Annotated in this window: 27 protein-coding genes and 1 riboswitch; of the genes, 16 read left to right on the forward strand and 11 right to left on the reverse strand. The window is 66.3% G+C overall.

Annotated elements, in window-relative coordinates:
* Window positions 1–44: 44 nt before the first annotated feature.
* A complete protein-coding gene (locus tag CZ674_RS09595; protein ID WP_200810079.1) occupies window positions 45–1,280 on the forward strand; it encodes an amidohydrolase in 1,236 nt (411 codons plus the stop codon).
* Between the two features lie 38 nt (window positions 1,281–1,318).
* Window positions 1,319–2,104, forward strand: a complete 786-nt coding sequence (locus CZ674_RS09600; RefSeq protein WP_086992291.1) for a thioesterase family protein — start codon at window positions 1,319–1,321, stop codon at window positions 2,102–2,104.
* 230 nt (window positions 2,105–2,334) lie between these two features.
* Here CZ674_RS09600 and CZ674_RS09605 read toward each other — a convergent pair whose 3' ends face one another.
* A complete protein-coding gene (locus CZ674_RS09605; RefSeq protein ID WP_086992292.1) occupies window positions 2,335–3,432 on the reverse strand; it encodes an FAD-dependent oxidoreductase in 1,098 nt (365 codons plus the stop codon).
* Window positions 3,433–3,498: 66 nt separating this feature from the next.
* Here CZ674_RS09605 and CZ674_RS09610 point away from each other — a divergent pair, with 66 nt between their 5' ends.
* On the forward strand, window positions 3,499–3,963 hold the full coding sequence (locus tag CZ674_RS09610) for an SRPBCC family protein (protein ID WP_086992293.1): 465 nt from the start codon (window positions 3,499–3,501) through the stop codon (window positions 3,961–3,963).
* A gap of 22 nt (window positions 3,964–3,985) precedes the next feature.
* Here CZ674_RS09610 and CZ674_RS09615 read toward each other — a convergent pair whose 3' ends face one another.
* The gene (locus CZ674_RS09615; RefSeq protein WP_086992294.1) at window positions 3,986–4,759 is read right to left on the reverse strand and encodes a TerC family protein; all 774 of its coding nucleotides are present in this window, start codon (window positions 4,757–4,759) and stop codon (window positions 3,986–3,988) included.
* A gap of 65 nt (window positions 4,760–4,824) precedes the next feature.
* Between CZ674_RS09615 and CZ674_RS09620 the strand changes: the two genes are divergently transcribed.
* A complete protein-coding gene (locus CZ674_RS09620) occupies window positions 4,825–5,169 on the forward strand; it encodes a metallopeptidase family protein (protein WP_086992342.1) in 345 nt (114 codons plus the stop codon).
* A gap of 12 nt (window positions 5,170–5,181) precedes the next feature.
* Here CZ674_RS09620 and CZ674_RS09625 read toward each other — a convergent pair whose 3' ends face one another.
* The gene (locus tag CZ674_RS09625; RefSeq protein ID WP_086992295.1) at window positions 5,182–5,697 is read right to left on the reverse strand and encodes a helix-turn-helix transcriptional regulator; all 516 of its coding nucleotides are present in this window, start codon (window positions 5,695–5,697) and stop codon (window positions 5,182–5,184) included.
* A gap of 92 nt (window positions 5,698–5,789) precedes the next feature.
* On the opposite strand from CZ674_RS09625, the gene CZ674_RS09630 reads away from it, so the two are divergent.
* Complete coding sequence (locus tag CZ674_RS09630; protein ID WP_086992296.1) at window positions 5,790–6,863, forward strand: serine hydrolase domain-containing protein; 1,074 nt, start codon at window positions 5,790–5,792, stop codon at window positions 6,861–6,863.
* A gap of 2 nt (window positions 6,864–6,865) precedes the next feature.
* On the opposite strand, the gene CZ674_RS09635 is transcribed toward CZ674_RS09630, so the two are convergent.
* From CZ674_RS09635 to CZ674_RS09650, 4 genes are read right to left on the reverse strand one after another with little or no spacing between them, the layout of a single operon-like run.
* The gene (locus CZ674_RS09635; protein WP_086992297.1) at window positions 6,866–7,342 is read right to left on the reverse strand and encodes a nucleoside/nucleotide kinase family protein; all 477 of its coding nucleotides are present in this window, start codon (window positions 7,340–7,342) and stop codon (window positions 6,866–6,868) included.
* Entirely contained in the window at window positions 7,339–8,094 is a 756-nt protein-coding gene (locus tag CZ674_RS09640) for an energy-coupling factor transporter transmembrane component T family protein (protein WP_086992298.1), read from the reverse strand. Before CZ674_RS09640 ends, CZ674_RS09635 begins: the two co-directional genes overlap by 4 nt.
* The gene (locus CZ674_RS09645) at window positions 8,091–9,539 is read right to left on the reverse strand and encodes an ABC transporter ATP-binding protein (RefSeq protein ID WP_200810080.1); all 1,449 of its coding nucleotides are present in this window, start codon (window positions 9,537–9,539) and stop codon (window positions 8,091–8,093) included. The genes CZ674_RS09640 and CZ674_RS09645 overlap by 4 nt, the downstream gene beginning before the upstream one ends.
* Window positions 9,536–10,171, reverse strand: a complete 636-nt coding sequence (locus CZ674_RS09650; protein WP_086992300.1) for an ECF transporter S component — start codon at window positions 10,169–10,171, stop codon at window positions 9,536–9,538. The genes CZ674_RS09645 and CZ674_RS09650 overlap by 4 nt, the downstream gene beginning before the upstream one ends.
* A 22-nt stretch (window positions 10,172–10,193) precedes the next feature.
* Window positions 10,194–10,307, reverse strand: a riboswitch (TPP riboswitch).
* A 50-nt stretch (window positions 10,308–10,357) separates the two neighbouring features.
* Between CZ674_RS09650 and CZ674_RS09655 the strand changes: the two genes are divergently transcribed.
* Entirely contained in the window at window positions 10,358–11,125 is a 768-nt protein-coding gene (locus tag CZ674_RS09655) for an SGNH/GDSL hydrolase family protein (RefSeq protein ID WP_086992301.1), read from the forward strand.
* Here the strand turns inward: CZ674_RS09655 and CZ674_RS09660 are convergent, their stop codons facing one another.
* A complete protein-coding gene (locus CZ674_RS09660; protein WP_086992302.1) occupies window positions 11,126–11,755 on the reverse strand; it encodes a hypothetical protein in 630 nt (209 codons plus the stop codon). It abuts the gene before it with no gap.
* A 140-nt stretch (window positions 11,756–11,895) separates the two neighbouring features.
* Here CZ674_RS09660 and CZ674_RS09665 point away from each other — a divergent pair, with 140 nt between their 5' ends.
* The 9 genes from CZ674_RS09665 to CZ674_RS09705 all read left to right on the forward strand — a co-directional run bounded on the left by CZ674_RS09665 (window position 11,896) and on the right by CZ674_RS09705 (window position 20,680).
* Window positions 11,896–13,098, forward strand: a complete 1,203-nt coding sequence (locus CZ674_RS09665) for a cobalamin-independent methionine synthase II family protein (RefSeq protein WP_086992303.1) — start codon at window positions 11,896–11,898, stop codon at window positions 13,096–13,098.
* 33 nt (window positions 13,099–13,131) lie between these two features.
* Window positions 13,132–13,962 (forward strand): ammonia-dependent NAD(+) synthetase, encoded by an 831-nt coding sequence (gene nadE / locus CZ674_RS09670; RefSeq protein WP_086992304.1) that lies wholly within the window; start codon window positions 13,132–13,134, stop codon window positions 13,960–13,962.
* A gap of 54 nt (window positions 13,963–14,016) precedes the next feature.
* On the forward strand, window positions 14,017–14,400 hold the full coding sequence (locus CZ674_RS09675; RefSeq protein ID WP_086992305.1) for a hypothetical protein: 384 nt from the start codon (window positions 14,017–14,019) through the stop codon (window positions 14,398–14,400).
* A gap of 41 nt (window positions 14,401–14,441) precedes the next feature.
* Window positions 14,442–15,257 carry a hypothetical protein gene (locus tag CZ674_RS09680; protein WP_086992306.1) on the forward strand — a complete coding sequence of 272 codons (816 nt, stop codon included), beginning with the start codon at window positions 14,442–14,444 and terminating at the stop codon, window positions 15,255–15,257.
* A gap of 115 nt (window positions 15,258–15,372) precedes the next feature.
* A complete protein-coding gene (locus CZ674_RS09685) occupies window positions 15,373–15,915 on the forward strand; it encodes a type 1 glutamine amidotransferase domain-containing protein (RefSeq protein ID WP_086992307.1) in 543 nt (180 codons plus the stop codon).
* Between the two features lie 139 nt (window positions 15,916–16,054).
* Entirely contained in the window at window positions 16,055–17,560 is a 1,506-nt protein-coding gene (locus CZ674_RS09690) for an MDR family MFS transporter (protein WP_086992308.1), read from the forward strand.
* Between the two features lie 338 nt (window positions 17,561–17,898).
* A complete protein-coding gene (locus CZ674_RS09695; RefSeq protein WP_086992309.1) occupies window positions 17,899–18,102 on the forward strand; it encodes a cold-shock protein in 204 nt (67 codons plus the stop codon).
* A gap of 202 nt (window positions 18,103–18,304) precedes the next feature.
* The gene (locus CZ674_RS09700) at window positions 18,305–19,414 is read left to right on the forward strand and encodes a fatty acid desaturase family protein (protein WP_234988534.1); all 1,110 of its coding nucleotides are present in this window, start codon (window positions 18,305–18,307) and stop codon (window positions 19,412–19,414) included.
* Window positions 19,415–19,495: 81 nt separating this feature from the next.
* A complete protein-coding gene (locus CZ674_RS09705) occupies window positions 19,496–20,680 on the forward strand; it encodes a CynX/NimT family MFS transporter (protein ID WP_200810081.1) in 1,185 nt (394 codons plus the stop codon).
* An 8-nt stretch (window positions 20,681–20,688) separates the two neighbouring features.
* Here CZ674_RS09705 and argG read toward each other — a convergent pair whose 3' ends face one another.
* Both argG and CZ674_RS09715 read right to left on the reverse strand, forming a co-directional pair.
* Entirely contained in the window at window positions 20,689–22,107 is a 1,419-nt protein-coding gene (gene argG / locus CZ674_RS09710; protein WP_086992345.1) for an argininosuccinate synthase, read from the reverse strand.
* A 50-nt stretch (window positions 22,108–22,157) separates the two neighbouring features.
* The gene (locus tag CZ674_RS09715) at window positions 22,158–23,045 is read right to left on the reverse strand and encodes a macrolide 2'-phosphotransferase (protein WP_086992310.1); all 888 of its coding nucleotides are present in this window, start codon (window positions 23,043–23,045) and stop codon (window positions 22,158–22,160) included.
* Between the two features lie 108 nt (window positions 23,046–23,153).
* On the opposite strand from CZ674_RS09715, the gene CZ674_RS09720 reads away from it, so the two are divergent.
* Window positions 23,154–23,795, forward strand: a complete 642-nt coding sequence (locus CZ674_RS09720) for a class I SAM-dependent methyltransferase (RefSeq protein ID WP_086992311.1) — start codon at window positions 23,154–23,156, stop codon at window positions 23,793–23,795.
* Between the two features lie 9 nt (window positions 23,796–23,804).
* Here the strand turns inward: CZ674_RS09720 and CZ674_RS09725 are convergent, their stop codons facing one another.
* Window positions 23,805–26,291 carry a DEAD/DEAH box helicase gene (locus CZ674_RS09725; protein WP_086992312.1) on the reverse strand — a complete coding sequence of 829 codons (2,487 nt, stop codon included), beginning with the start codon at window positions 26,289–26,291 and terminating at the stop codon, window positions 23,805–23,807.
* Window positions 26,292–26,294 lie beyond the last annotated feature (3 nt).

The following is a 26,294-nucleotide window of genomic DNA, read 5'->3' on the forward strand; positions in this document are numbered from 1 at the left end:
GCGTCGTCTTGGTCAGCAAGACGGCACGCGCAAAGGAGACAGCCGTGGAGAGCACCACATCACAGCCCCTGCTGCAGGCAGTCGAGACTGGATCAGCCTGGCTGCTCGAGCACTACGAGCACCTGCACCGCCACCCCGAGCTCAGCATGGAAGAGCACGACACTGCCGAGTACATCGAAGATGTGCTGCAGGGCCTTGGCCTCGAGACGCAGCGCATCGGCGAGACCGGCGTCGTCGCGATCATCGAGAACGGCGACGGCAGGGTCGTGCTCGGCCGCGCCGACATGGATGCCCTTCCCGTCACAGAAGACACGGCGCTGGAGTACGCGTCCGAGACTCCGGGGGTCATGCACGCTTGCGGTCACGACACGCACATGGCCGGGCTGTTGGGAGCCGTACGCACGCTGACCGAGCACCGCAGCGCCTGGCAAGGCACGTACATCGCGCTCTTCCAACCGTCAGAAGAGGATGCATCAGGGGCCCGGGCGATGATTGCGGATGGCCTGGCTGACAGAATACCGAGACCAGACGCGTGCTTCGCATGCCACGCGATGGTCGGGCCCGCGGGTCAGGTGTCGGTCAGGCCGGGTCCGACGCTCTCGTCGGCCGACTCAGTACGGATCACGGTGTTCGGCAGAGGCGCACACGGTTCGATGCCGCACCTGAGTGTCGACCCTGTCGTGCTCGCCTCGTCGATCGTCCTGCGACTGCAGACCATCGTCGCCCGAGAGACCGAGCCCGGAACATTCGCCGTCGTCACGGTCGGCGCACTGCACGCCGGATCGAGTTCGAACATCATCGCCGATCGAGCCGAGCTGCAGCTCAATGTGCGCACCTACGATGAGAACGTCCGCGAGCGCGTCCTCGCCGCGATCGAGCGGATCGTGCGCGCCGAGTGCGAAGCCGCCGGTTCTCCGAGAGAGCCCGAGTTCACCTACGACGACCACTACCCCGTCACCGACAACGACGCCGATCTGCACGATCTTGTGCGCGCATCCTTCGACGCCGCGTTCGGCGACGACTCGCAGACTGCCACGCCCGCGACTGCGTCGGAGGACTTCTGCGCGATTCCTGAGGCCTTCGGCACTCCGTATGCGTGTTGGTTCGTGGGGTCGACCGACCGCGAGCGTTACAGCGATGCGGAGGCCCGTGGCGCGGTCAGCACCGAGATTCCGGGCAATCACTCCCCCGCGTTCGCACCGGTCGCCGAGCCCACCGTCGTGCGCATAGCGCAGTCGCATGTCGCGGCGGCCATGGCGGTGTTCGGCTCAGCAGAGTGACGCGCATGGCGGCTGCCTGGCCGAAGTAGGCTGGAGCAATGCCACAGGAGTCATACTTCACTCGCACCGACGAGCACACGTTCGAATCGCACATCCACACGCAGGGCGCCTGGAACACCGCCGAGCAGCATGTGGCCCCCTCATTCGGCCTGCTGGTGCACGAGATCGAGCGAGACCGCGACGCACGCCGTGACGATGCGCTCATGGTGACTCGCGCATCCTTCGACATCTACGGCACGTTCACGATCGACCCCGTCAGTGTGTCGACTCGCGTGCTGCGCCCCGGCCGCACCGTCGAGCTGGTCGAGGCGTCGCTCGAGCAGAACGGCCGCGCCGCCATCGTGGTGCGCGCGTGGCTGATGAAGGGCTTCGACACGACTGACCTGGCAGCCAACGAGCTGGCTCCAATGCCGAGCCGCGACGATATGGAAGAGTCGACCTTCGCACTGGACTGGCCCGGAGGCGCGGTCCGGTCAATCGAGACGCGCAAGCAGGAGGAGCACCCGGGGCGCGCCTGCAGCTGGACCCGACCCAAGGTCGCTCTCGTCTCAGGCGAAGAGCCGAGCGCCCTCGCTCGCATGACCGGCCTGTTCGACTTCGCGAACGGCCTCACGCCGCGTGCCCGTCCCGAGGACGTGCTGTTTCCGAACCTCGACCTCACCGTGCACTACCTGCGCGAGCCCGTCGGCGAGTGGCTCGGCTATGACACGACCGTCACCTACAGCGCTGTCGGCACCGGCCTCACGCACACGGTGCTGCACGATGACGACGGCCCGTTCGCTGTGCAGTCGCAGGGGCTCACGGTGCGTCCCGGCAGAGGCTGACCAGCGCAGTTCCCAAGTGGCAGTGTGGGGCCCAGCTGACCTCCAAAAGGAGTTCAGCTTCAGCTGCCGCTCGCGAATGGGAGCTCAAACCCTGCAGAACTGCGAATGGGAGCTGATATGACTCCCTTTCGCGCATCCGACTCCCTTTCGCGCACCCGGCAGAAATCTGAACTCCCTTTGGAGGTACCGGCTCGAACTGAACTCCCTTTGGAGTTCAGCCGCTCAGCGCATCACAGCGCGTCGAGGTACCGGCTGAGGCTGCGCACAGCAGCTCGCCCAGCCCGGTTCGCACCGATGGTCGAGGCGCTCGGCCCGTAGCCCACGAGGTAGATGCGCGGCTCATCGGCGACCATGGGCGGATCCATGCGAATGCCCCCGCCGGGCCCGCGCAGCCGCAGCGGCGCCAGGTGCTCGATATTCTGCCTGAATCCGGTCGCCCAGATGATCGTGTCGAGCTCCTGATGTGACCCGTCAGCGAGCGTCACGCCCGTCTCGTCGATCCTCGTGAACATCGGCTGCCGCTCGAGAATCCCCTTGCGCTTGGCCTCCAGCAGCGCAGGCGTCCACGACAGCCCGGTCGCTGCGACAACGCTGACAGGCAGCAGCCCTTCGCGCACCCGAGCATCGACACCTTCGACCGCCAGCGTGAGCGTCTCGCTGCTGTGCCCGCCCTCGACGAACTCGGGCTCGCGCCTGGTGAACCAGTGCGTCTCAGCCACCTCGGCGACCTCGATGAGAAACCCGATGGCCGAGATGCCGCCGCCGACGATGCCGACCCGCTGCCCCGCATAGTCGCTCGCCTGCCGGTAGTCGACAGTGCGCACGTAGCGCCCGCCGAACGTCTCGATGCCCGGCACATACGGCACGAACGGCTGCCGCCACGTGCCGGTCGCATTCACCAGCACTCGTGCGCGGATGCGCTCCTCGCCCGACTGCATCGCCACGGTTGCGATGAGGGGCGAGTGGTCGTCTGCGGCGTCCTCGAACCGAACGCCCGTCACGTCGACCGGACGCTCGATGCGCAGCTCGTGCGCATCCTCGAACCTGCCGAAGTAGTCGGTCAGTGCGACGCTGGCAGCCGTCGCAGCGTCGACATCCTCGCGGGGCATGCCCGGCAGATCGTGGATGCCGTTGACCGTCGCCATCGTGAGCGAGTCCCAGCGGTGTCGCCAGGCACCGCCTGGGCCGTCCTCTGCGTCGACGATGATAAAGGTGCGATCACCGGGCTTCGCGTCGTCGGGATGCACAAAGCCCCGCCGCACCAGATGGTGGGCTGCCGACAGCCCGGCTTGACCTGCTCCGACGACCAGCACATCCGCTGCACGCATGCTTCTGAATCTACCCGCGAAACGCACGTGCGTGACATCGAGAACCAGGCGTGACAGTGTCGAGACATGGCTACCAACCAGACATCCATCACCGTTTCGCGAGTCATCGACGCCTCGACGAAAGACATCTTCAACGTGCTGACATTGCCGTCACGCCACCGCGAGTTCGACGGCTCAGGCATGGTGCGCGCTGATGAGAAGTCGCAGCGCATTCAGAAGGTCGGCGACGTCTTCGTCATGAACATGCAGAACGACCGCATGGGCGACTACCGCATGCACAATCACGTCGTCGCCTATGCCGACAACAAGCTCGTCGGCTGGCAGCCGGCTCCAGAAACTCGCAGAGACAGCCCGGACGGCTGGGAGTGGGTCTACGAGCTCGAGGCGATCGACGCTGAGTCCACGCAAGTCACGCTGACCTACGACTGGTCGAAGGTCGAGAACGAGAAGGTTCGCTCCAGCTTCCCGGCCGTCAGCGAGAAGCAGCTGGAGGAGTCGCTCAACCTGCTCGCAGCAGCTGTCGCGAACTGACCCGAGGAGAGGCTGGTCGAAGTTACTTGTCGGCTTCGACTGCCTGCGCATCTGCCGCAGGCGCAGCAGTGCGCTCACGGCGCTTCTTCGCACGTGCCGCAGCCCAGAGGTTCAGCGCCTCGACGATGACCGCGAACACCATCGGACCGTAGATGAACGCCTTCTCGATGTGGACGCCGAAGCCTTCAGCAATCAGGAACACGCCGATGAGCATCAGGAACGAGAGTGCGAGCATCTTGACCGTGGGGTGACGGTTGACGAAATCGGCGATGTGCCTGGCGGCGAACAGCAGCAGGCCGAACGACACGACCACTGCGGTGATGATGACGATCATGTTGGTGGTCATGCCGACAGCGGTGATGACCGAGTCGAGCGAGAACACGAGGTCCATGATCAGGATCTGGCCGAGCACGGCAGCGAACGTCGCGGTTCCGGCGCCCGACTGCTCTTCTTCGTGACCTTCTACCTTGTGGTGGATCTCCTTCACGGCCTTGTAGAGCAGGAACGCTCCACCGAGGATCAGAATCACTTCTTTGCCAGAGAAGCTCATGCCGAACAGCGCGAACAGCTCGTTCTCGAGCGTGATGATCCAGCCGGCGACCAGCACCAGCCCGATGCGCAGCACCATAGCCAGGGTCAGGCCGAGGATGCGGGCCTTGTTCTGCTGCTGCTTTGGCAGCTTGTTGGTCAGGATCGAGATGAAGATGACGTTGTCGACCCCGAGCACGAGCTCGAGGACGAAGAGGGTTGCGAAGACGGCGAGCAGGTCTGGTGTGATGTCAAGAGAGAAGTCCACGGGAGCATTTTAGGGGTTCGACGTTGCGAGCCGCTGGTCATGAGCCGCGGCCGTAGGCTGTGTTCATGTTGGACATAGATCTCGAGGCGTTCGAACAGCTCGTCGTCGACGAGCTCGACAAGCTGCCCGACGAGATGTTCGAGGGCCTCGACAACGTGGTGTTCATGGTCGAAGACCGGCACGAAGCAGAAGACCTCTTCGGCATATACGAGGGCGTCGCCCTCACTGACCGCGGCGACTACGGTTTCGGTGAGCTCCCCGACCGAATCATCGTGTTTCGAGAGACGCACCTGGCAGCGCACACCGACCTCGAGTCGCTGAAGCGCGAGATCCACACGACCGTCGTGCACGAGATCGCGCACTTCTACGGCATCGACGACGACGAACTGCACAGGCTCGGCTGGGCCTGACTGACGCGCCCTCTACGGCAGCTGCGACTCGGCCCATTCGAGAGCGGTGTTGTGCGCAGCCACTCCGTATCGCAGCGTCGCGAACTGATACTCGGCGACAGCTTCGTACCCTTCCGGAATCGCTGTGCCGCCGACCTGCGACTCGAACGCCTGCAGCTGCGCAAGATCTGCCGAAATGCGACGGCGGATGCGCGATCCGACTTCCGCACGCGCCTGCGGCTCCAGCAGCCCGAGGAAGTACACGCGGGAGAGCACCGCGGTCTCGACGTCGCTGCCGTCGACCTCTGAAAGCATCCAGCGGCGGAACTCCCCGCGACCGGCATCCGTGATGCTGTAGAGCTTCTTGCCTCGGGGCCCAGACTCCTCGCCCAGCTCGACGAAGCCGGCCGACGACAGCCGGTCGAGCGCTCGCTTGATACTGCCGGTGCTCGCGCTGTAGAAGAGCGAGATGCCCGCCTCGAAGCTCTTGGTCAGCTCATACAGGCTCTGCGGCCAGAGCATGAGGAGTCCGAGAATCACATTGGCCATGTCGCGAGTGTAATCCCTTGACGCCCGCAGTTCTATCTACTAAACATATCTCAGAGATAGAAACCGCGACAGAGCATCACGGGCAGGACACCATGGGCAGACAGAACGCCACAGACGCAGCTGTGCGACACATCGAGCGCACGACCAGCCGCCGATTCCCCGTTGCTCCGACGGCCCTGGTCGCCGGGCCGCGCATCCGTCTCGAAACCGGCGATCTCGATCAGCCGTACTTCGGCGCGAGCATCGACAAGGTGCTCATCGCCACGCTGATCGCCCAGCTCGGCGACGAAGGCGTGCTCACACCCGAGACTCCCATCGGCGAGCTGCTGCCCAGCAACGACATCGAGCATCTGCCAGCCGCACCGCATGTCGACAGCGCTCGCGACATCACGGTCGATCACCTGCTGTCGCACACCTCAGGCCTTCCAGACGTCTGCGATCCGCCGCGAGGCGAGCAGAGCGAATGCTCACTCGCGATGCTCGAGCAGCACCCCGAGCGCCCATGGACATCCGAATCGATGCTGCAGCAGGCCCGCGGCATGCGCCCGATCGCAGCGCCCGGCGCGCGATTCCACTACTCAGACACGGGCTATCTGCTGCTGACCCGCATCATCGAAGAGGCCGCTGGCGTCGCGTTCGCGCAGCGGCTCCGATCGCACATCGTCGAGCCTGCCGGCATGCAGACCGCCGCCGAATGGGTCGGCGCGTCTGCCGAGCGACTGGCCGAATTGGCCCCGGCGCTCGCACCGTTCTGGTTCACCAAGCCCCACCAAGAGCTGAGTCAGGCGTTCGCGTCGAAGCTCACCTGGCAATCAGGGCTCGGAGGGGCCGCGAGCGCACACGGCCTACTGGCATTCCAGCGGGCTCTGCACGCGGGCGACCTCTGCAGCCGCGAGTGGGTCGACCATATGTCGCGCCCGCGAAACCGCAAGCTCGGCGGCCTCCACTACGGCGCAGGAATGGCGACCCTGAAGTTCGAGGGCTTCATGCCCCTGCTGCGCGGTCTGCCGCGACCCGTCGGCGGCCTCGGAATCCTGGCGACGCACATGTTCTACTACCCCGCGCACGACACACACGTCATCCTGAACTTCCATTCGTTCAAGCGCATGAACGCCAGCTTCAGCACGCACATCCGCCTGGCGCGCCTCATCAAGGCGCACGGCTGAGGTCAGCAGTCGGCGGTGTCGACGATCTCGGTCGCGAGGCTTCGAGGGTCGTGCTCGGCAAGGTGCACTGCCTCCTGCCGCTTCCAGAGCTCCCACCACGAATCGTCGCCGTCGCGCTCGAGGGCTCGCTCGTGCCGAATCGACTCAGGCGCCTCGAGCCAGATCACCCGGCCCGCGAGCGCAGCGGTCACCGCTGTGACCGAGCCGCACCCCTCGACGATGAGCGACTCCCCCGGCCGCAGCTCCTGGCCGGGCCCCCAATCGTCGGCGTACCAGTCCCAGTTCTGCCAGCGGGCGACGCGACCGGCCGCCTGCTCGGTCAGCAGCCGCTCGAGGGTGGCGGTGCCGATGGCCATGCCGTGCCACCCCTCATAGATGTCGTCCATGTGCAGAACGCGGGTGCCGTCGGCCGCTGCGAGCCGCCTGGCATACGAGGTCTTGCCAGAGCCCGAGCGTCCGTCGATCAGCGTCAGCGTCATTCCGACCCCACCAGCCTGAAGCTGCCGGTCGTGATGGCGACGGTCAGCGCCGCAGCCGCAACGAGCACGCCGACGGCAACAATCACGGCGTCTCGCCACGAGAGCGTCGACGGCCGCGCCCAGGTGCGCTCGCCTGCTCCGAATGCGCGCGCTTCCATCGCTGTCGCGAGCAGCGAACCACGACGGATGGCCGCCACCAGCAGTGCGAACGCCATCGTGAACCAGCGGCGCAGGGCACCGGTGTCGCCCAGCCCGCGAGCGCGCCGCGCAGCCGAGAGCTGTCGCCAGTCTTCGCCGAGCACGTCGAACAGGCGAGTGCCGGCGAGTGCCCCGAGCACGAACCGAGACGGCAGCTTCACAACCTGTGCAAGCGAGTCGGCGAGCCGGGTCGCATCGACGCCCACGAGCGCGACCAGTGCGGGCATGCCGACTGCGAGCACACGAAGGGTGATGGCAATCGACAGCTCGATCGAGTTGTCGGTCACGTGCACCAGCCACCAGCTGAAGTGCGTCTCGCCGCCCGGCTTGGCATACAGCAGCATGCTGATGCCGCTGAGCGGTGCCGCGACCAGCAGCGGCCACGTGCGTTTGACGATTGTCAGAGGTGTGAGCCCTGCGACCAGGAACAGCACGATCCATAGCCCCAGCGCAACAGCGGCGCTCACGACATCGATCGTCGTCAGCATGGGAATCGAGTACAGCACGGCCGCCAGAAACGGAACCACGGGGTTCGCCCGGTCAAGCCAGTTCATGCTCGCCTCGATTCGCTGAGCGACTTCTGCAGGGTGAGCCGCGCATCCCCCAGCAGCCTGATGAACTGCTCGTCGTGCGTGACCGAGACCGCCGCGCCTCCGCTGTCGACGTGCTCGGCGATCATCAGGGCAAGCTCGCGCCACGTGGTGCGGTCCTGCCCGAAGGTCGGCTCGTCGAGCACCAGCACACGAGGAGCCGTCGCGAGCACGGTTGCAACCGAGAGCCGTCGCTGCTCGCCGCCCGAGAGCGTGAACGGATGCGCGTTCGCCAGATGCGACAGCCTGAGGCTCTCGAGCAGCCTGCCGACGATCTCGTCGACGCCCGAGAGCTTGGCCTGTCTGGGCCCGATCGCGAGCTCTTCGCGCACGCTCGCGGCAACGAACTGATGCTCGGGCTGCTGAAAGACCGTGCCGATGCGGGTGAGCAGATCACGTGATCGCCAGCGATGCGGATGCAGCGAGCGAGCGGGTGCGAACCCTGCGGCTGCGTCGACGGTTCCGGATACCGGCGCCGTCAGCCCTGCGAGGGCATGCAGCAGCGTGGTCTTGCCCGCTCCGTTCTCGCCGGTGATCACGAGTGATTCGCCTGCCGACACCGTCACATCGACGTCGCGCTGCACGATTCGGTCGCCGAAGCCGACGCTCACGCCGTTCGCAGCCAGCAGCTGCTCGCCCACGACGCGGCTGCGGTCGAAGTCGATCGGGTGCCCCGGCACCCACACGCCGCGCGCCGCCAGCGCATCACCGTGCTCGCCGAGCACTGCATCCTTCGGCCCGTCTGCGAGCACGCCGCCGCCGGGCTCGAGCACGATGACGCGGTCGATCACGTCGTACCAGGCCTCGACGCGGTGCTCGACGACGACGAGGGTCGCCCCGGTCTCGTCCAGCGTGCGCGCAACGGTCGAGCGAACATCGGCGATGCCTGCCGGGTCGAGGTTCGCTGTCGGCTCGTCGAGCAGCAGCAGCCCCGTGCCCATGGCGAGCACTCCCGCGAGGGCGAGCCGCTGTCGCTCGCCGCCGGAGAGATGCATGGTCGAGCGATCGAGCGGGTAGTCGAGCCCCACGGCATCGAGCGAGCGGCGAACGCGCTGCCAGATCTCGTCGCGCGGCACCTGCAGGTTCTCGCACCCGAACGCGACATCGTCGCCGATGCGAGCCAGAATGGTGTTCGCCTCAGGGTCTTGCAGCACGAGCCCTGCGCGGCCCCGTGCATCCACCGCCCGCACTCCGTCGACGCTCAGGCTGCCGCTCTCGTCGCCCTCGTCTGCGCCGCCGAGCACACCGGCCATGGCCGCCAGCAGCGTTGACTTGCCCGCGCCCGACGGCCCGAGCAGCAGCACGCGCTCCCCCGGTTCGATGGTGAAGTCGACGTCGGCGAGAGCCGGGGCGCGCCGTGACGCATGACGCCAGCCCCAGCCCTCGGCGACGACTCGAGAGCCGATCACGAAAGCCCGCGCACCTCTCGCCCGGCGGCGAAGCGGTTCAGCGCCCCGGTCGCAGCGAGCGCTCTTGTGAGCAGCCAACCGACGACTCCCGCGAGCACTGCCCCCGAGATGCTGCAGGCGACCAGGTAGATCGTGAGGAAGGCGGCGCCCATCTCGATGTTGCCCGACAGGAACAGCTCGAGCACCCACGCGGCGACAGCCGAGCCGATGCCTGCGAGGGCGGCGACGCCCACGTTGAAGCGGCGGTAGAGGAACAGCAGGAAGATCAGCTCGGCGCCGAGTCCCTGGATGATGCCCGAGTAGACGGTCTCGATCGACCACTGGCTGCCCAGCAGCATCGAGACGGTCGCTGCGAGGGTCTCGACGAACAGCGCGGCGCCCGGCTTGCGGATGATGAGCCCGCCGAGCACGCCGCCGATCAGCCAGATGCCGACGGCGATGCCGCCGAACCCGGGGGTTAGTGCGTCCATCGCGCTGAACCACGCGTAGCCCGCGACGTTCCAGAACACGAACAGGAGGCCGACTGCGACACCGAGCACGGCTGCGATGACGATGTCGATGACGCGCCACTTGAACCGTGACGGCTGCGCCTGCGTTGCGGGCGCGGTCTTGAGTGCTGTGTCTTGCGACATGTGTGCCTTTCGATCTTTGAAATGGCACGGGTGAGAAACGTCCCTGCGCCGGCATTATCCGGTTCAGGTTCGACGGTCGAGGGCTTGTGCCCTCCTCTCAGCCTGGAAAATCCACCAAGCTCCCGTGTTTGCGCATCCACTGTAGCCCAGGGCATGTTCCGGACCGGATTCCGGTAGGTTCTAGTAGTGGAGATTCGCAAGTACATCGCCATCGGCGACAGCTTCTCTGAAGGCTACGGCGACGAGATCGAGCACGGTCACCCGCGCGGCTGGACCGACCTGCTGGCGGCTCAGCTGGCCACGGCGCAGGGTCACGACGTCGAGTATGCCAACCTGGCGATCCGCGGCCGCAAGATCGGCGCGATCATGCGCGAGCAGCTCGAAGTCGCGATCAGCATGCAGCCCGACCTGATCACGATCAACGGCGGCGGCAATGACATCATGCGCCCGCGAGTGAGCGCCGAGTGGGTCTCCTCGCAGCTGCTCATCGCCGCAAGGCGCGTTCTTGCTGCAGGCATCACACCCGTGGTCGTCTCGGGCGCAAACCCCAGCGGGGTCATGCCGCTCGGTCGCGTTATGCAGCGGCGCGGCGATGCGCTCGCCAATGAGGTGCGGCGGTGGGCGAATGCCCTCGACGTGGCCTACATCGACAACTGGGGCGACGCGCGCCTGATCGACGGCGTCTACTGGTCAGAAGACCGACTGCACCTCAACGCCCGCGGCCACGCGATCGTGGCCGGCAACGTCGTGCGTGCGCTCGAAGTCGGCGACGGCGACCACTGGCCAGAGCTCGCTTCGCTCACGACCGCAGAGGGGCGAATGGATGCGCGCTACTGGCGACAGTTCGTCGGCCCCTGGATCGGTCGCCGGCTGACGGGTCGCTCGAGCGGCGACGGCCGAGCACCGAAGTTCGGCGCGTACATTCCGATCAGCCCGCGCGACCAGGCAGCCTGACTAGCCGCCCAGCAGCTCCTTGGCGATCTGGATCGCCGCTGGCCCGTCGAGGGCCGGGTAGTCGCCCCACTGGCCTCCTCCGATCGACACCTCGACCTCGGGCAGCCAGATGGTGTGCACCGAGGCGCCTCCGACAGACGTTCCGAGCGTCAGCGAGTATGCGACGCCGCCGTTCGCCTCGACCCACGGGTCGTCGTGCACGACGGTGCCCTCCATCTCGAGAAACAGCGAGAGGTCGGGCTCTGCGCTGCCCTCGGCATCCTCGATCACCACGTCGATCTCGCGCACGAGATCCCAGTCCGTGTTGTCCTCGGGCGGAACCCAGAAGCACGCGGTGCCGTACTGGCCGACGCCGCTGTCTTCCTCGTTGAGCTCAAGGCCCTCGATGTAGGGCGCGACGACTGCGGCGACAGCGTCGCAGCTCGTGATCGACTCGTACGCGGCAAAGATCCCGCTCGACGACGAATCTTCGACAGCGTCGCCGGTGTCGGCTGACTCCTGGGCATCCTGTGCGACATCGGCGACTTCGTCGAGATCGGAGGATGCTGCTGGGTCGGATGACGCGCATCCGCTCAGAACCGCGGCGAACAGGGCAAGAGGCGCGACAGCGCGCAGTGCAGTGAGCTTCACAGACTGATCATAAACAGAAACCGGCGCCTCAGGTGAGCTTTGCACAGGGATTCCGCACGACTCCGCACGCTGCGACCGCACTGTTGCGAAGTGTTTCGTCGACGCTTCTTGATGATGCCGAACCTGCTTACCGTTGCATCATGACCAAGATCGAGACCACCCACGCAGGCTCCCTTCCCCGCACCGCCGAGCTGATCGAGGCGAACGCCGCCCGTCAGATCGCCGATGACGGGTTCACCCTCGAGCGCACCGGAGAGTTCGAGCAGAAGCTCGCCCTCGCTGTCGACAGCGTCGTCCTCGCGCAGCGCGACGCGGGCATCACGATTCCCAATGACGGCGAGTACGGCAAGGCGATGTCGACGACCCTCAACTACGGATCGTGGTGGTCGTACATCTTCGAGCGCGTCGAGGGCCTCAGCCTCATCGACGAGGACTTCTTCAACAGCCCGCCCGTCGCATCCTCCCCCGGCAATGTGCAGCTCACGAGCTTCGCCGACCGCCGCGACCGCCAGCTCTTCCCCGGTGCGTACTCCGACCCCGACTCCGGTGTGACGATCGGCAAGCAGGCACCGGTGTTCCCGTCGACAACCGGCCCCCTGCGCTACCGCGGCCAGGAAGCGGTTGCCAGCGACGTGCAGAACCTCCGCGCCTCGCTCGACCGCGCCGGCATCGAGCAGGGCTTCGTCAGCTCGATCTCGCCGGGCTCGGGCGCACGAATCACGAACTCGCACTACGCCACCGAACGCGAGCACATCTTCGCGTGGGCCGACGTGCTGCGCGAGGAGTACCGCGCAATCGTCGACGCAGGCCTCGTGCTGCAGATCGACGACCCGTCGATCGCCGAGAACTGGGATCAGATCAACCCCGAGCCGAGCATCGAGGACTACCGCGACTTCACCAGGCTTCGCGTCGAAGCCCTCAACTACGCACTCGAGGGCATCCCCGCCGAGCAGGTGCGCTTCCACCTCTGTTGGGGCTCGTGGCACGGCCCCCACGTCACCGACATCGAGTTCAAGCACATCGCCGACCTCATGCTCGAGATCAACGCACGCGACTACTCGTTCGAGGGCGCGAACGTGCGCCACGAGCACGAGTGGAAGGTCTGGCGCGACCTCGAGCTGCCCGCCGGCAAGCGCATCCTGCCCGGTATCGTGAGCCACGCGACCAACGTCGTCGAGCACCCAGAGCTGGTTGCAGACCGACTTGCCAAGTACACGGATGCCGTGGGCGCAGAGAACGTCGTCGGATCGACCGACTGCGGGCTCGGCGGCAGGGTGCACCCCGAGATCGCGTGGGCGAAGCTTCGCTCGCTCGGTGAGGGAGCAGGCCAGCAGCTGCGCTGAGGCAGACCGCGAGGCGGCAGGTAGAATCCGAGCATGCGCGAGATACAGAGCCGGATCATTGCCGAGATGGGCGTGAAGCCCGAGATCGACCCTGCCGCCGAGGTCCGCAGCCGTGTCGCGTTCCTCTGCGACTACCTGCGGGCCAGCGGCACCAAGGGCTTCGTGCTGGGCATCTCCGGCGGCGTCGACTCGACGCTCGCCGGTCGCCTGGCCCAGCTCGCCGTCGAGCAGCTCGCAGCCGAGGGCACCGAAGCAGACTTCGTGGCGGTGCGCCTGCCCTACAGCGTGCAGCACGACGAAGACGACGCGCAGGCGGCGCTGCGATTCATCCGCGCCAAGACCGAGTGGACCTTCAATGTGCAGCCCGCGGTCGACGGCATCGAGACCGAGTTCGCGCAGACCGCAGGCATGCCGATCTCTGACTTCAACAAGGGCAACGTGAAGGCCCGCGTGCGCATGGTCGCGCAGTATGCGCTGGCCGGCGAGCGCAGCCTGCTCGTGATCGGCACCGACCACGGAGCCGAGTCGGTCACCGGGTTCTTCACGAAGTTCGGCGACGGCGGCGCCGACGTGCTGCCCCTCTTCGGGCTCAACAAGCGCCAGAACCGCCAGCTGCTCGAGCACCTCGGCGCAGAAGACCGCCTGATCGACAAGGCGCCCACCGCCGACCTGCTCGACGAGCAGCCCGGCCGCACCGACGAGGCAGAGCTCGGCCTCAGCTACGACGACATCGACGACTACCTCGAGGGGCGCGAAGTCTCGGCGGATGCAGCCGAGGCGATCGAGCGCCGCTTCCTGCAGTCGCGTCACAAGCGCACGGTTCCCGTCGCCCCGCAGCACACGTGGTGGCGCGGTCGGGCATAGGCTAGCCACAGCAGTCGCCAATAGCCTGTTCTGATGCCGAAGGAGTCACCGCCAGTGTCACGTCGAAAGACGCCTGATCAGCACGATCACGCCCCGCTCAGCAGCGCTATCGGCGAGTTCTGGTCGACGCACCAGGTCATGGCACGCTCGGGCAGCAATCGCGACCGGCTCGGCGAGCTCATCGAGGCCCACGAGCTGCTGCATGTGACCACTGCCGACGACCAGCGACTCTTCCCGGCATTCCAGTTCGACGGCAAGACCGTCAATCCGCGTCTCCTGCCGCTGCTGCGCGCCATGCTTCCCTCGCAAGACGGCTGGTCGGTCACGCTGCAGCTGATGCAGCCGATGCCAGAGCTCGGCGGCAAGACTCCGCTCGATGTCGTAGAGCGCGGCTCCGACTCCGACCGCAAGAAGCTGCTGAAGATCCTCAGCGCCTGACCGAAGCGCGTTCTCTCAGGCAAGCGCGTTACGGTCAGCGCATGACCCCCACCCGTCGCCGGCGCCTCACCGCGGCTGCCTTCATTGCGCTCCTGCCGCTGGCGACGTCGGCGTGCTTCTTCGACAGCAGCCTGAGCGGCGACGTCGACGCGGCCGTCGAGCAGCTCGACCCGACGCTGCTCGAGGTCACTGAGTCTGTCGGCGGCGTCAGCCAGGGCAAGAGCATCCAGGCAGACGTGCTCGACGGTGCGACCCCCGAGGCCGTCGCGGCCGACATCTGGCAGCCCATAGAAGACCACGAGGTCATGATGCAGCTGCGGCTGCCATCGGGCGCCACTGCCATCGTCGGTGACGGCACCGAGGGCGAAGACGCCGTGGCCGCAGTGCTGGCGATCGCCTTCGACGAGCGGCTGGCCGAGGCGAAGCTCGCGCAGATCGAGATCAACGAGCACGGCGTCGCATTCGACATCACATCGGATGCGCCGGTCGCCGAGACGTACAGCCTCGCCGACCAGCTGGTCACCGAGCATGGCGTCGACAATGCCTATGCGCACCTCACATCAACCGCTGGGCCTGAGCACACCCTCATCGTTCCGATGACAGGCTCGGGCCCGGTCAGCGACTTCGTCGACATCGCAGTCGGCGACGCGGCGACCGGCATCACCGATCTCTCGACGCTCGAGGCGCACCTGGATGCAGACGAGGCCGCTGCCGTGGTCACCGTCTGGGTCTCTGCAGAGAGCCCGTCGACGGCTGCCCAGGCGCAGCGGCTCTTCGATCTGCTCGACGCCGCATTCGATGCGGAGCTGACGCTGTGGGTCAACAGCGCAGCCGAGCCGCTCGTCGACCTCCCCTGATTCGCCGTGAGCGAAGTCGAGTCAAGCCCCTGGCAGGACCACCTGCGAATCGGTAGCGTCGGAAACGCGCCGCAGCGGGCATCCGCTGACGCTCCGACAGAAGAAGGAGATTGCAATGACTGACATCACTGGCAAGAAGGTAGCGTTCGTGCTGACGAACGGATACGAGGACTCCGAACTGACCGCCCCTTGGAAGGCGGTCGAAGACGCGGGCGGCACTGCCGTGCTGATTGCGCCGACGGCAGGCGAAGTCGAGGGCAAGAAGGGCCACCGCCAGGCCGTGGATCTGACGACTGACCAGGCGAGCGCCGCTGACTACGACGGCCTCGTGCTGCCAGGAGGCGTCATCAACGCCGATCACATTCGCATGGACCAGCCAGCGGTCGACCTCGTCAAGACGTTCGTCAATGACGGCACACCCGTGGGCGTCATCTGCCACGGTGCCTGGATCCTGATCGAAGCTGACGCAGTGCGCGAGCGTACGATCACGAGCTATCCGTCACTCAAGACCGACCTTGTGAACGCGGGGGCGAAGTGGGTCGACGAAGAGGTCGCAATCGACGAGGGGATCTTCTCGAGCCGCACCCCTGACGACCTGCCGGCGTTCAACGCCAAACTGATCGAAGAGGTCGCAGAAGGCGAGCACATCCGCTCTTGATGACCCATTGACTCCTGACGATCCCCTCGTGTAATGTTACGAGGCTGTCTGCGCTCGAGGCATTCCCGCCTCCACGACAGTTCTCCGCCTTGCTGAAGAGGTCATTCATCCCTTTCGAGGGGATCGTCACAGGAGTCTCATGACCCAGCCGAACACTGCATCCATTCCCGTCAACGGCACGGGCGTCGACCCCAAGGCGATGCGTGTCATCTGGCTGTTGCTGGTCGCCGCGTTCGTCGCGATCCTCAATGAGACGACGATGGGCATCGCGATCCCCCACCTCAACGTCGACCTCGGCATTCCACCCGAGCTCGGCCAGTGGATGACGAGCGCTTTCATGCTGTCGATGGCAGTCATCATTCCGGTGACCGGATTCCTCCTGCAGCGCTTCACGACCCGCCAGGTGTTCATCGCCGCGATGTCGCTGTTCAGCCTCGGCACGCTGATCTGTCTCGTCGCACCCGGATTCACCGTGCTGCTGACAGGTCGCGTGGTCCAGGCACTCGGAACAGGCATCATGATGCCGCTGCTCATGACGACGATGATGAACGTGGTGCCGCCTCGCTCGCGCGGCCGCATGATGGGTCGTGTCGGTCTTGTGATCTCGCTGGCGCCGGCAATCGGCCCGACGCTCTCGGGCTTCATCCTCGAGACGCTCAGCTGGCGCTGGCTGTTCGCCATCATCCTGCCGATCGCGCTCGTCTCGCTCGGCCTCGGCATCCGCTGGATGACCAACCTCGGCGAGACGCGCCACATGCCGATCGATGTGCTGTCGATCGTGCTGTCGGGTGTCGCATTCGGCAGCATCGTCTTCGGGCTCAGTCAGCTCGGAACCGCTGGCGACGCTGAAGCCGTCGCCGTCGGCGGCATGTCGCCGGTCGCCCTCGGCGGCATCCTCCTCGCCTTCGGCCTCGTCATGCTCGCGCTGTTCGTGTGGTGCCAGATCGTGCTGCAGCGCAATGACCGTGCGCTCCTCGACCTGCGCGTCATGAAGAGCCGTAACTTCACGATCGCCGTGATCATCATGGCCGTCATCTCGATGATGATGTTCGGCACGCTGACGCTGCTGCCGCTGTACCTGCAGGACGTCGTCGGACTCGACGCGATGATGTCGGGCGTGATCCTGCTCCCCGGCGCGGTCATGATGGGCCTCCTCGGCCCGTTCATGGGCCGCATCTACGACGCGCGCGGCCCTCGCGTGCTGCTCGTCCCCGGAACGGTGATCGTCGCCTCGGCGCTGCTGTTCTACTCGAGCGTGTCGCAGCACACTCCGTGGCCTGTGCTCATGGCGGTGCAGACGGTCATGTCGGTCGGCATGGCGATGTGCTTCACTCCGCTGTTCTCAGCTTCGTTGGGCTCGCTGCCGCGTCATCTCTACTCGCATGGCTCAGCAACGCTCAACACACTGCAGCAGGTGGGCGGCGCAACGGGTGTCGCAATTCTGATCGGCCTCTACTCAGGCATCCTCCACACCGGCGAAGCCGCCGGGCTCAGCGCTGCAGAAGCTGGCGCCCCCGGAATTCGCTTGGCCTTCCTCTGTGCAGCGGGTCTCGCACTCGTGCCGCTGACGCTCTCGTTCTTCGTCAGACGTCCGGCTGACAGCGAAGAGGCGGAGGCCCCCGTGGCACAGCCCGAGACCAACTGACGAAGTCGCGAAAGAAAAACTCCACCGAATGGCCCTTGGTGTGTGTAGACTGCAAGAGAGGGATCGGATTTCGGTCCCCCGTGTTGCGCAGATCGCGTCGCCCGTATCATCCAAAACCCAGCCCCAGTTCGCGTGTGATTCCCGCTGCTGGTTGTGCTGACCATCTGTTCAATACCGACTGCATCCCACGCAGTCTCCGACAATTCGATCGGCAATCATCTCACTGCATCTCCGCCTCATCCGACGCGACTATGTCGCGCCCGGCATCCGCCTCAGGATGCGGTTGGCAGCTGCAGCACATCGCTTTGTCACAAAGAAAAGAAAGAAGGCATAACGCCATGGCAACAGGAACCGTTAAGTGGTTTGACAACGAAAAGGGCTTCGGCTTCATTGCTCCGGACGACGGCTCGGAAGACGTGTTCGCGCACTACTCCGCCATCGCTGGCAGCGGTCACCGCTCGCTCGACGAGGCTCAGAAGGTTGAGTTCGAGACCGAGCCCGGCCGCAAGGGCCTCCAGGCTGTCAACATCCGCGCTCTCTAAATAGAGACGCTCCAGATGCGGACGCACACCGGCACTATCGCCGGCGCGCGTCCGCATCTTGCTTTCCACTCCCCATACGGCGCGTCGTGCATTCACGACACTGCATGAGCAGAGCGCTACGTTGTAGACAGCGATCGGCATCTGCCGCTAGCTCCATCCAGGCAAGTGTTCACCACTGCCAGAACCTGAAGGAGCCGACCGCGTGACTTCTCCCACAACGACACTCTCGGGTCTCGGGCCCGTGCGCCAGACGTACGCCCGCACCGAAGACTTCCCCAAGACTCCGAGGGCCTTCGCCCTCGTATCGCAAGAGGTGCGCAGCGCCGGGCTCCTCGCTCGCGCCTACTGGTTCTACGGCATTGTCGCTGCAGCACTCGTGCTCGCGTTCGCCGGCTCCGTCACCGGCATGATCCTGCTCGGCGGCAGCTGGTTCCAGCTGCTCATCGCCGGGGCTGCCGGCATCCTCTTCACACAGGTCGCCTTCCTCACGCATGAGGCAGCGCACCGCCAGATCCTCAAGACGGGACCTGCAAACGACCTGCTTGCACGAATCCTTGCGGCAGGCGTCGTCGGCATCAGCTACGCCTGGTGGGATTCCAAGCACACCCGCCACCACTCGAACCCCAACCGTGTGGGCAAAGACCCCGACATCGAGGTCGACACGATCTCGTTCCTCGAAGAGGACGCAGTCGAGGCCCGTGGCCTTCGTCGCCTCATCACCAAGCGCCAGGGATGGCTGTTCTTCCCGCTGCTGACGCTTGAGGGCCTCAACCTGCACTACCAGGGCCTGCGCCACCTCTTCACGAAGGGCAAGGTCAAGGGCCGCTGGCTCGAGATCTCGCTCATCACCGTGCGATTCATCGTGGTCGTCGGCGGCATCTTCTGGATCATGCCGGTCGGCATGGCATTTGCCTTCCTCGGAGTGCAGCTCGCCGTCTTCGGCGTCTACATGGGCGCATCGTTCGCACCCAACCACAAGGGCATGCCGGTCATCGACCGCGACGCCAAGCTCGACTTCTTCACCAAGCAGGTCCGTACCTCGCGCAACATCCGCGGCGGAGCCTGGGCCACCTGGCTGATGGGCGGCCTGAACTACCAGGTCGAACACCACCTCTTCCCGAGCATGGCCCGCCCGAACCTGTCGAAGGCCCGTCGCATCGTGCGCGACTACTGCCTCGAGAACGAGATCCCCTACACAGAGACATCGCTCGTGCGCTCCTATGGCATCGTGATCGACTACCTCAACCGTGTCGGCCTCTCGGCACGCGACCCGTTCGACTGTCCGATCATCGCCCAGTACCGGCGCGGCTGACACAGCACCTTCAAGCCCTCACACCTGGCCCGCGCTTCGGGCTAGGGTGAGGGCTTGATTGTCGAGATCAGGAGACGCGAGTTGCTGCAGAGAACGAGACATGCTGGCGTGCTCGCCGCATTCGTCTTCCTCGTCGCGTTCAACCTGCGGCCGGCCATCACTGCCGTGGGCCCGCTGCTGCCGCAGATCGGCGCAGATGTCGGCATCGACGAGGGCGCCCAGGGGCTGCTCGGGTCGCTGCCGCTGCTGGCATTCGCAGCCGTGTCGCCGTTCGTGCACCGCATCTCGCGCAGGCTGGGCTTCGAGGGCGCGATCCTGGCCACCATGCTGCTGCTCGCGGCCGGCACGATCATTCGCGCGTACACGGGCTTCACTGGCCTCTGGCTCGGAACCATCGTGGTCGGCGCCGCAATCGGCATCGGCAACGTGCTCGTGCCCACGCTCGTCAAGCGCGACTACAGCCAGCACATCTCGCGCACGACGGGCATCCTGTCGGCATTCATGACCGCGTCGGCTGCGCTCGGCTCTGCTGTCGCTGTTCCGATGTCGGATGCGCTGGGCTGGCGCGGCGCGCTGGCATTCTGGGCGGCGCCTGCCCTGGTGGTGGCTCTCGTCTGGATTCCTCGCATCCGGGCTGCCGCATCCGCTGCTCCCCCGAAACCTGCTGCGCACCCGACCGTCAGCGTGTGGCGCCAGCCGACCGCGTGGCTGGTGACGGCCTTCATGGGGCTGCAGTCGACCACGTTCTACTTCTGCGTGACGTGGCTGCCGACGATCGAGATGCAGCGCGGCGTCTCAGAGCACCAGACCGGACTCAACCTGTTCGTCTACCAGATCGCGGGCATGATCGCGGCACTCAGCATCCCGCGCCTCATGCGCCACGGCACCAGCCAGGTCGCAGCCGCGGTCACGGCGAGCACCCCCATGGTGATCGGACTGCTGGGCCTGATCTTCGCGCCCTCGCTCGGATTCCTCTGGGGCGTCGTCGCGGGCTCTGGCACGGGCGCGTGCCTCGCGGTCGCGCTCAGCCTCATCAGCCTTCGCGGCAGATCCAGCGCCGAGACCACGCAGCTGTCAGGCATGGCGCAGTCGATCGGCTATGTGATGGCAGCTGTCGGGCCGGTGCTCGCGGGTCTGCTCGCGCAGGCGACAGGCGGCTGGACGGCATCCCTCGGCGCCATCCTCGTCATCGCACTGGTGCAACTGGGCACTGCGGTGTTCGCAGGGCGCCCACGACGGGACGCCCGCGAACACGCGCCAGGCTAGTTGTCTGGTTAGTCGGTTCCGGAGTCGAACGCGGCGAGGTTGTTGACCTCGTCGACGTCGCCGTGCTCAGAGCCGCCGGCGACAATCGCCTCGGCGCCGCCCTCTTCGAGCTCGCCGACCAGGGCCACGATCTCGCCCTTGACGATGCCCTGCGTCGCGTACTGCTCGAGGCGTGCACGCGAGTCGGCGATGTCGAGGTTGCGCATGGTCAGCTGGCCGATGCGCTCGTCGGGGCCGAATGCGGCGTCGCCGACGCGCTCCATCGAGAGCTTCTCGGGGTGGTACGAGAGGTTGGGGCCGTCGGTGTTGACGATCGAGTAGTCGTCGCCGCGGCGCAGCTGCAGCGTGACCGAGCCTGTGACAGCCGATGCGACCCAGCGCACGATGGCCTCGCGCTGCATGAGCGACTGCGGGTCGAGCCAGCGGCCTTCGTACATGAGGCGGCCGAGCTTGCGGCCCTCGTTGTGGTAGGTCGCGATCGTGTCTTCGTTGTGGATCGCGTTGACGAGTCGCTCGTAGGCGATGTGCAGCAGGGCCATGCCCGGTGCCTCGTAGATGCCGCGCGACTTCGCCTCGATGATGCGGTTCTCGATCTGGTCAGAGATGCCGAGCCCGTGGCGGCCGCCGATCGCGTTGGCCTCCTTGACCAGAGCGACCTGGTCGGTGAACTCGACGCCGTTCAGCGCCACGGGGGCGCCGGCTTCGAACGTGACGGTGACCTCTTCGGTCTTGATGTCGACCGATTCGTCCCACGGGGCGACGCCCATGATGGGCGAGACGAGGTTGACGCCGTTGCTGAGGAACTCGAGGTCTTTCGCCTCGTGCGTTGCACCCCAGATGTTGGCGTCGGTCGAGTATGCCTTCTCGGCCGAGTCGCGGTACGGGAAGCCGTGGGCGATGAGCCACTCCGACATCTCCTGGCGCCCGCCAAGCTCTTCGACGAACTGCGCGTCGAGCCAGGGCTTGTAGATCTTGAGGTTCGGGTTGGCCATGAGGCCGTAGCGGTAGAACCGCTCGATGTCGTTGCCCTTGTAGGTCGAGCCGTCGCCCCAGATGTCGACGCCGTCTTCCTTCATGGCGCGCACGAGCATCGTGCCGGTGACTGCACGGCCGATCGGCGTCGTGTTGAAGTAGGTCTTGCCGCCCGAGCGAATGTGGAAGGCGCCCGTCTGCAGCGCGGCGATGCCCTCCTGCACGAGCATCTCCTGCACGTCGACGAGTCGGGCGATCTCGGCGCCGTACTCCTTGGCGCGGCCGGGCACTGAGTCGATGTCGGGCTCATCGGGCTGGCCGATGTTCGCGGTGTACGTGCAGGGAATCGCACCCTTGTCGCGCATCCACGCAACAGCTACCGAGGTGTCAAGACCACCTGAGAATGCGATGCCGACGCGCTCGCCGACCGGAAGAGAAGAAAGAACTTTGGACACCACACAAGAGTATCGCGGCCCCGTGGTTCCTGAAAACATCCGAGGTCTGCTCACGCCTGCGGGTTCAGCTGGGCTGCAGCGGCGTCTGCGTGCTCCTGCTCGCCAGAGATCAGCGCGAACGCCGCGTAGTTGAGCGGGCCCGCCGCGACGATCTCGGCGCTGCGCTCTGCAAGCATCGCCGGCACTCGACCGGTGGTCTGCTCGTAGGCGTCGAGTGCCGCCTGAAACGCCTCGGGGCCCGAGATCATCCAGTGGTACATGAAGTCGATCGCCGGATCGCCGACCTTGGCGGTCGTCCAGTCGAGCACAGAGCGGATGCGCGAGTCGCCTCCCAGCAGCAGATGCGCCGGGTAGAGCTCGCCGTGTGTGAATGCGGTGAACTCCGGCCACAGCCGATCGTTGCCGAGCCAGGCCTTCCAGCGCTCTGACAGCTCGCTCGCGATCGTGAACGAGGCCGACACAGTGTCGAGCCGCTCGCTCCACTCGGCTCGCACGTCGTCGGCCGTCTGCGTCGGGATGCCGGCGGCCGCCGCATCCGCCGTGTCGATGCTGTGCAGCTCGCCGATGAGCCTGCCGAGGCTTGCCGCGTAGTCAACGCTCTCGATGTCGAAGTGCCACTCGGGCTCGCCCTCGTCAGAGAGCGTGAGGCCGGGCTCGCCCGGCAGCAGCGGGTATGCGATCAGCTCGGGGGTCTGGACGCGCCAGTCGGGCACCGCGACCGAGATGCGGCTGCGCACGAAGTCAAGGATGCGGGCCTCGTCAGCGATCTTCTCGGTGACGTCAGCGCGACGCGGAATGCGCAGCACCCAGTCGGTGCCCTCTTCGTCAGCGGCGAACACGACCCTGTAGTCGAGCCCGGCTTCGTTGATGCCGAGTCCGTCGGCGCTGAGGTTCAGCCCATGGGCCTGTGCGAGATCGAGAACCGTCGCCTGGCTCATTGGGTGCGCTCCTTGCTGTCGTTGGCGTGCCCCTCCATACTGACGTGAGACGACACGACTTGCGAGCATACGACACAGGTGTGACTCCGAGATCTGAGGAGCAGCGGCATGGCCACACCCGACACGCCTTCGTTCGACCAGGGGTTCTGGCAGGAGCACTGGAACGACAGCGAGCGCGCTGCGGCCAAGCCCGTTGCGGCGAATCCGTACGTCGAGCGCGAGACGTCGGGGCTGCCTCGCGGCACTGCGATCGACGCCGGATGCGGTGCAGGCGCCGAGGCCATCCTCCTGGCCCAGCAGGGCTGGCGTGTGACTGCGGCTGACATCTCGTCCGCTGCGCTGGCGAAGGCGAAGGCCAATGCCGCCGACGAGGCAGAGGGCATCGAGTGGCTCGAAGCCGACCTCAGCACACTCTCGCCCGGTCGCCAGTGGGACCTCGTGATGACGCACTACGCGCATCCGTCGATTCCCCAGCTCGACTTCTACAAGCGGATCGCAGGCTGGGTCGCACCCGGCGGCACCCTGCTGATCGTGGCGCACGGCCACGCGCACAGCCACGGGCACCACGCCCCCGAAGATCAGCCCGAAGACGTGCAGCGCACGAGCGACGACATCGCGAGCCTCTTCAGCGAGCCTGAATGGCAGGTCGTCTCGGCCTATGAGGAGTGGCGATCGGTCGGCGACGACGGGCCGCACCTCAGCGACACGGTCGTGCGCGTCACGCGAGCCGCCGGCCCGATCGACCGCTGACGAGAGCTTTCAGAGCCTGCCGACGCGGGTCACCTGCACGACTGCCTCGCCGGCCTCGGCCGATGCCGCGAGGTCGACCGTGGCCCAGATGCGCCAGTCATTGTCGCCCTCTGGGTCGGCGAGGATCTGCTGGACCTGCCAGGCGTCCGGCTGCTCGTCGATGATGAGCATGGCGCTGCTTCTGGCGCCGGTGTCGGTGCCGATCGAGTCGTGCTCGTCGTAGTAGTCGTCGAGCGCATCGCCCCAGGCATCGGCGCCGAACCCGGATGCCGCATCGAGCTCGCCCAGGTCTTCGTGGCGGTCGAGCGCGGCCAGCTGCACGCGACGGAACAGCGCGTTGCGCACGAGCACCCGAAACGCCCGCGGGTTCGCGATGACATTCGGAGGAGGCGGCGGCGCGACCGGACCTTCGGCAGCCTCGGTCGGGTGCATCAGCTCTTCCCACTCGTCGAGCAGGCTCGAGTCGACCTGCCGCACGGTCTCGCCCAGCCATTCGATGAGGTCGAGCAGCTCGTCGCTCTTCGCCTCGTCGGGCACCGTCTGCCTGATCGCCCGAAACGCGTCAGAGAGGTACCGAAGCACCAGCCCCTCGCTTCTGGCGATGCCGTAGTGCTGCACGAAGTCGGCGAACGTCATCGCGCGCTCCCACATGTCGCGCACGACAGACTTGGGCGACAGCGAGAAGTCGCGCACCCACGGCTGCGAGGCGGCGAACACATCGAGTGCGGCGTTCAGCAGCTCGTCGAGGGGCTTGGGGTGGGTGATCTCTTCGAGCAGCTCCATGCGCTCGTCGTATTCGATGCCCTCGGCCTTCATCGCGGCAACCGCTTCGCCGCGAGCGAGGAACTGCTGCTGCGACAGGATCGGCCGCGGGTCGTCGAGCGTCGACTCGATGATCGAGATGACGTCGAGGGCGTGCGTGGGCGACTCGGGCTCGAGCATGTCGATCGCCGCGAGCGCGAACGGCGACAGCGGCTGGTTGAGCGCGAAGTTGGCCTGCAGGTCGACGGTGAGGCTGATCCGGTCGCCGTGCTGCTCGACGACGCCGGCCGTGCGCAGCGTTCGGTAGATCGCGAGCGCGCGGCGCTTGAGCGCGGCCTTCGACTGCTCTGACCCGTGCGACGCCTCGATCAGATCGCGCGTGGCGCCGAAGGCATCGCCGCCGCGCCCGATGATGCTCAGCAGCATCGAGTGCGTGATCTGCATGCTCGAGGCGAGCGGCTCGGGCTCGGCTTCGATGAGCTTCTCGAACGAGGGCTTGCCCCACGACACGAACCCCTCGGGCGCTTTCTTGCGCACGAGCTTTCGCCGCTTCTTCGGGTCGTCGGCGGCCTTCGCGAGCATCTTGGCGTTCTCGCTCTCGTGCTCGGGAGCCTGGGCCACGACCGAGCCAACAGTGTCGTACCCAGCACGCCCCGCACGGCCTGCGATCTGGTGGAATTCTCGCGCAGTGAGGTGCCGCATCCGCTGTCCGTCGAACTTCGTGAGTCCCGAGAGCAGCACGGTGCGGATGGGCACATTGATGCCGACGCCGAGGGTGTCGGTTCCGCAGATGACCCGCAGCAGGCCTCGCTGTGCGAGCTGCTCGACCAGGCGACGGTACTTGGGCAGCATGCCCGCGTGATGCACGCCGATGCCGCTGCGCACGAGCCGCGAGAGCGTCTGGCCGAACTTGGTCGTGAACCTGAAGCCGCCGATCGCCTCGGCGATCTCGTCGCGCTGCTCGCGGCTGACGATCTTGACAGATGCCAGCGCCTGTGCCCGCTCGAGGGCTGCGGCCTGGGCGAAGTGCACGATGTAGATGGGGGCGCGCTGGCTGCCCAGCAGCTCCTCGATGGTCTCGTGGATGGGCGACATCGCGTAGTCGTAGAGCAGCGGCACCGGCCGCTCGACGCCGGTCACCACGGCGACGTCGTGCCCTGTGCGCTCTTCGAGGTCGTCGGCGATGTCGGTCACGTCGCCGAGGGTCGCCGACATGAGCACGAACTGCGCCTGCGGCAGCGTCAGCAGCGGCACCTGCCATGCCCAGCCGCGCTGCGGGTCTGCGTAGAAGTGAAACTCGTCCATGACGACCTGGCCGACGTCGGCGTCTTCGCCCTCTCGCAGCGCGAGGTTCGCGAGGATCTCTGCGGTGCAGCAGATGATCGGCGCATCGGCGTTGACCGATGAGTCGCCGGTGACCATGCCGACGTTCTCGGCGCCGAAGATCTCGACGAGCGAGAAGAACTTCTCGCTGACGAGCGCCTTGATCGGGGCCGTGTAGTAGCTGCGGCGTCCCTGCACGATGGCGGCGAAGTGTGCTCCGGCGGCGACGAGTGACTTGCCGGTGCCGGTCGGCGTCGAGAGGATGACGCTCGCGCCGGTCACGATCTCGATCAGCGCCTCTTCCTGCGCCGGGTAGAGGCTGAGGCCTCGATCGTGCTCTGCCCAGGAGGCGAACGCCTCGAATACGGCGTCGGCGTTCCAGGTCGCTGGTTTCAGATCGAGGAGAGGCATCGT

This window comes from Agrococcus casei LMG 22410, assembly GCF_900163565.1.
GTDB classification, from domain to species: Bacteria; Actinomycetota; Actinomycetes; order Actinomycetales; family Microbacteriaceae; genus Agrococcus; species Agrococcus casei.

What these genes read in the sequence shown, in the direction of transcription:
- CZ674_RS09665 (WP_086992303.1), top strand. Translation starts at nt 11,896, where the DNA reads ATGACCAAGATCGAGACCACCCACGCAGGCTCCCTTCCCCGCACCGCC.
- CZ674_RS09630 (WP_086992296.1), top strand. Translation starts at nt 5,790, where the DNA reads ATGGGCAGACAGAACGCCACAGACGCAGCTGTGCGACACATCGAGCGC.
- CZ674_RS09725 (WP_086992312.1), bottom strand. Translation starts at nt 26,291, where the DNA reads ATGCCTCTCCTCGATCTGAAACCAGCGACCTGGAACGCCGACGCCGTA.
- CZ674_RS09640 (WP_086992298.1), bottom strand. Translation starts at nt 8,094, where the DNA reads ATGAACTGGCTTGACCGGGCGAACCCCGTGGTTCCGTTTCTGGCGGCC.
- CZ674_RS09610 (WP_086992293.1), top strand. Translation starts at nt 3,499, where the DNA reads ATGGCTACCAACCAGACATCCATCACCGTTTCGCGAGTCATCGACGCC.
- CZ674_RS09605 (WP_086992292.1), bottom strand. Translation starts at nt 3,432, where the DNA reads ATGCGTGCAGCGGATGTGCTGGTCGTCGGAGCAGGTCAAGCCGGGCTG.
- CZ674_RS09650 (WP_086992300.1), bottom strand. Translation starts at nt 10,171, where the DNA reads ATGTCGCAAGACACAGCACTCAAGACCGCGCCCGCAACGCAGGCGCAG.
- CZ674_RS09680 (WP_086992306.1), top strand. Translation starts at nt 14,442, where the DNA reads ATGACCCCCACCCGTCGCCGGCGCCTCACCGCGGCTGCCTTCATTGCG.
- CZ674_RS09715 (WP_086992310.1), bottom strand. Translation starts at nt 23,045, where the DNA reads ATGAGCCAGGCGACGGTTCTCGATCTCGCACAGGCCCATGGGCTGAAC.
- CZ674_RS09695 (WP_086992309.1), top strand. Translation starts at nt 17,899, where the DNA reads ATGGCAACAGGAACCGTTAAGTGGTTTGACAACGAAAAGGGCTTCGGC.
- CZ674_RS09685 (WP_086992307.1), top strand. Translation starts at nt 15,373, where the DNA reads ATGACTGACATCACTGGCAAGAAGGTAGCGTTCGTGCTGACGAACGGA.
- CZ674_RS09600 (WP_086992291.1), top strand. Translation starts at nt 1,319, where the DNA reads ATGCCACAGGAGTCATACTTCACTCGCACCGACGAGCACACGTTCGAA.
- CZ674_RS09690 (WP_086992308.1), top strand. Translation starts at nt 16,055, where the DNA reads ATGACCCAGCCGAACACTGCATCCATTCCCGTCAACGGCACGGGCGTC.
- nadE (WP_086992304.1), top strand. Translation starts at nt 13,132, where the DNA reads ATGCGCGAGATACAGAGCCGGATCATTGCCGAGATGGGCGTGAAGCCC.
- CZ674_RS09635 (WP_086992297.1), bottom strand. Translation starts at nt 7,342, where the DNA reads ATGACGCTGACGCTGATCGACGGACGCTCGGGCTCTGGCAAGACCTCG.
- CZ674_RS09720 (WP_086992311.1), top strand. Translation starts at nt 23,154, where the DNA reads ATGGCCACACCCGACACGCCTTCGTTCGACCAGGGGTTCTGGCAGGAG.
- CZ674_RS09620 (WP_086992342.1), top strand. Translation starts at nt 4,825, where the DNA reads ATGTTGGACATAGATCTCGAGGCGTTCGAACAGCTCGTCGTCGACGAG.
- CZ674_RS09625 (WP_086992295.1), bottom strand. Translation starts at nt 5,697, where the DNA reads ATGGCCAATGTGATTCTCGGACTCCTCATGCTCTGGCCGCAGAGCCTG.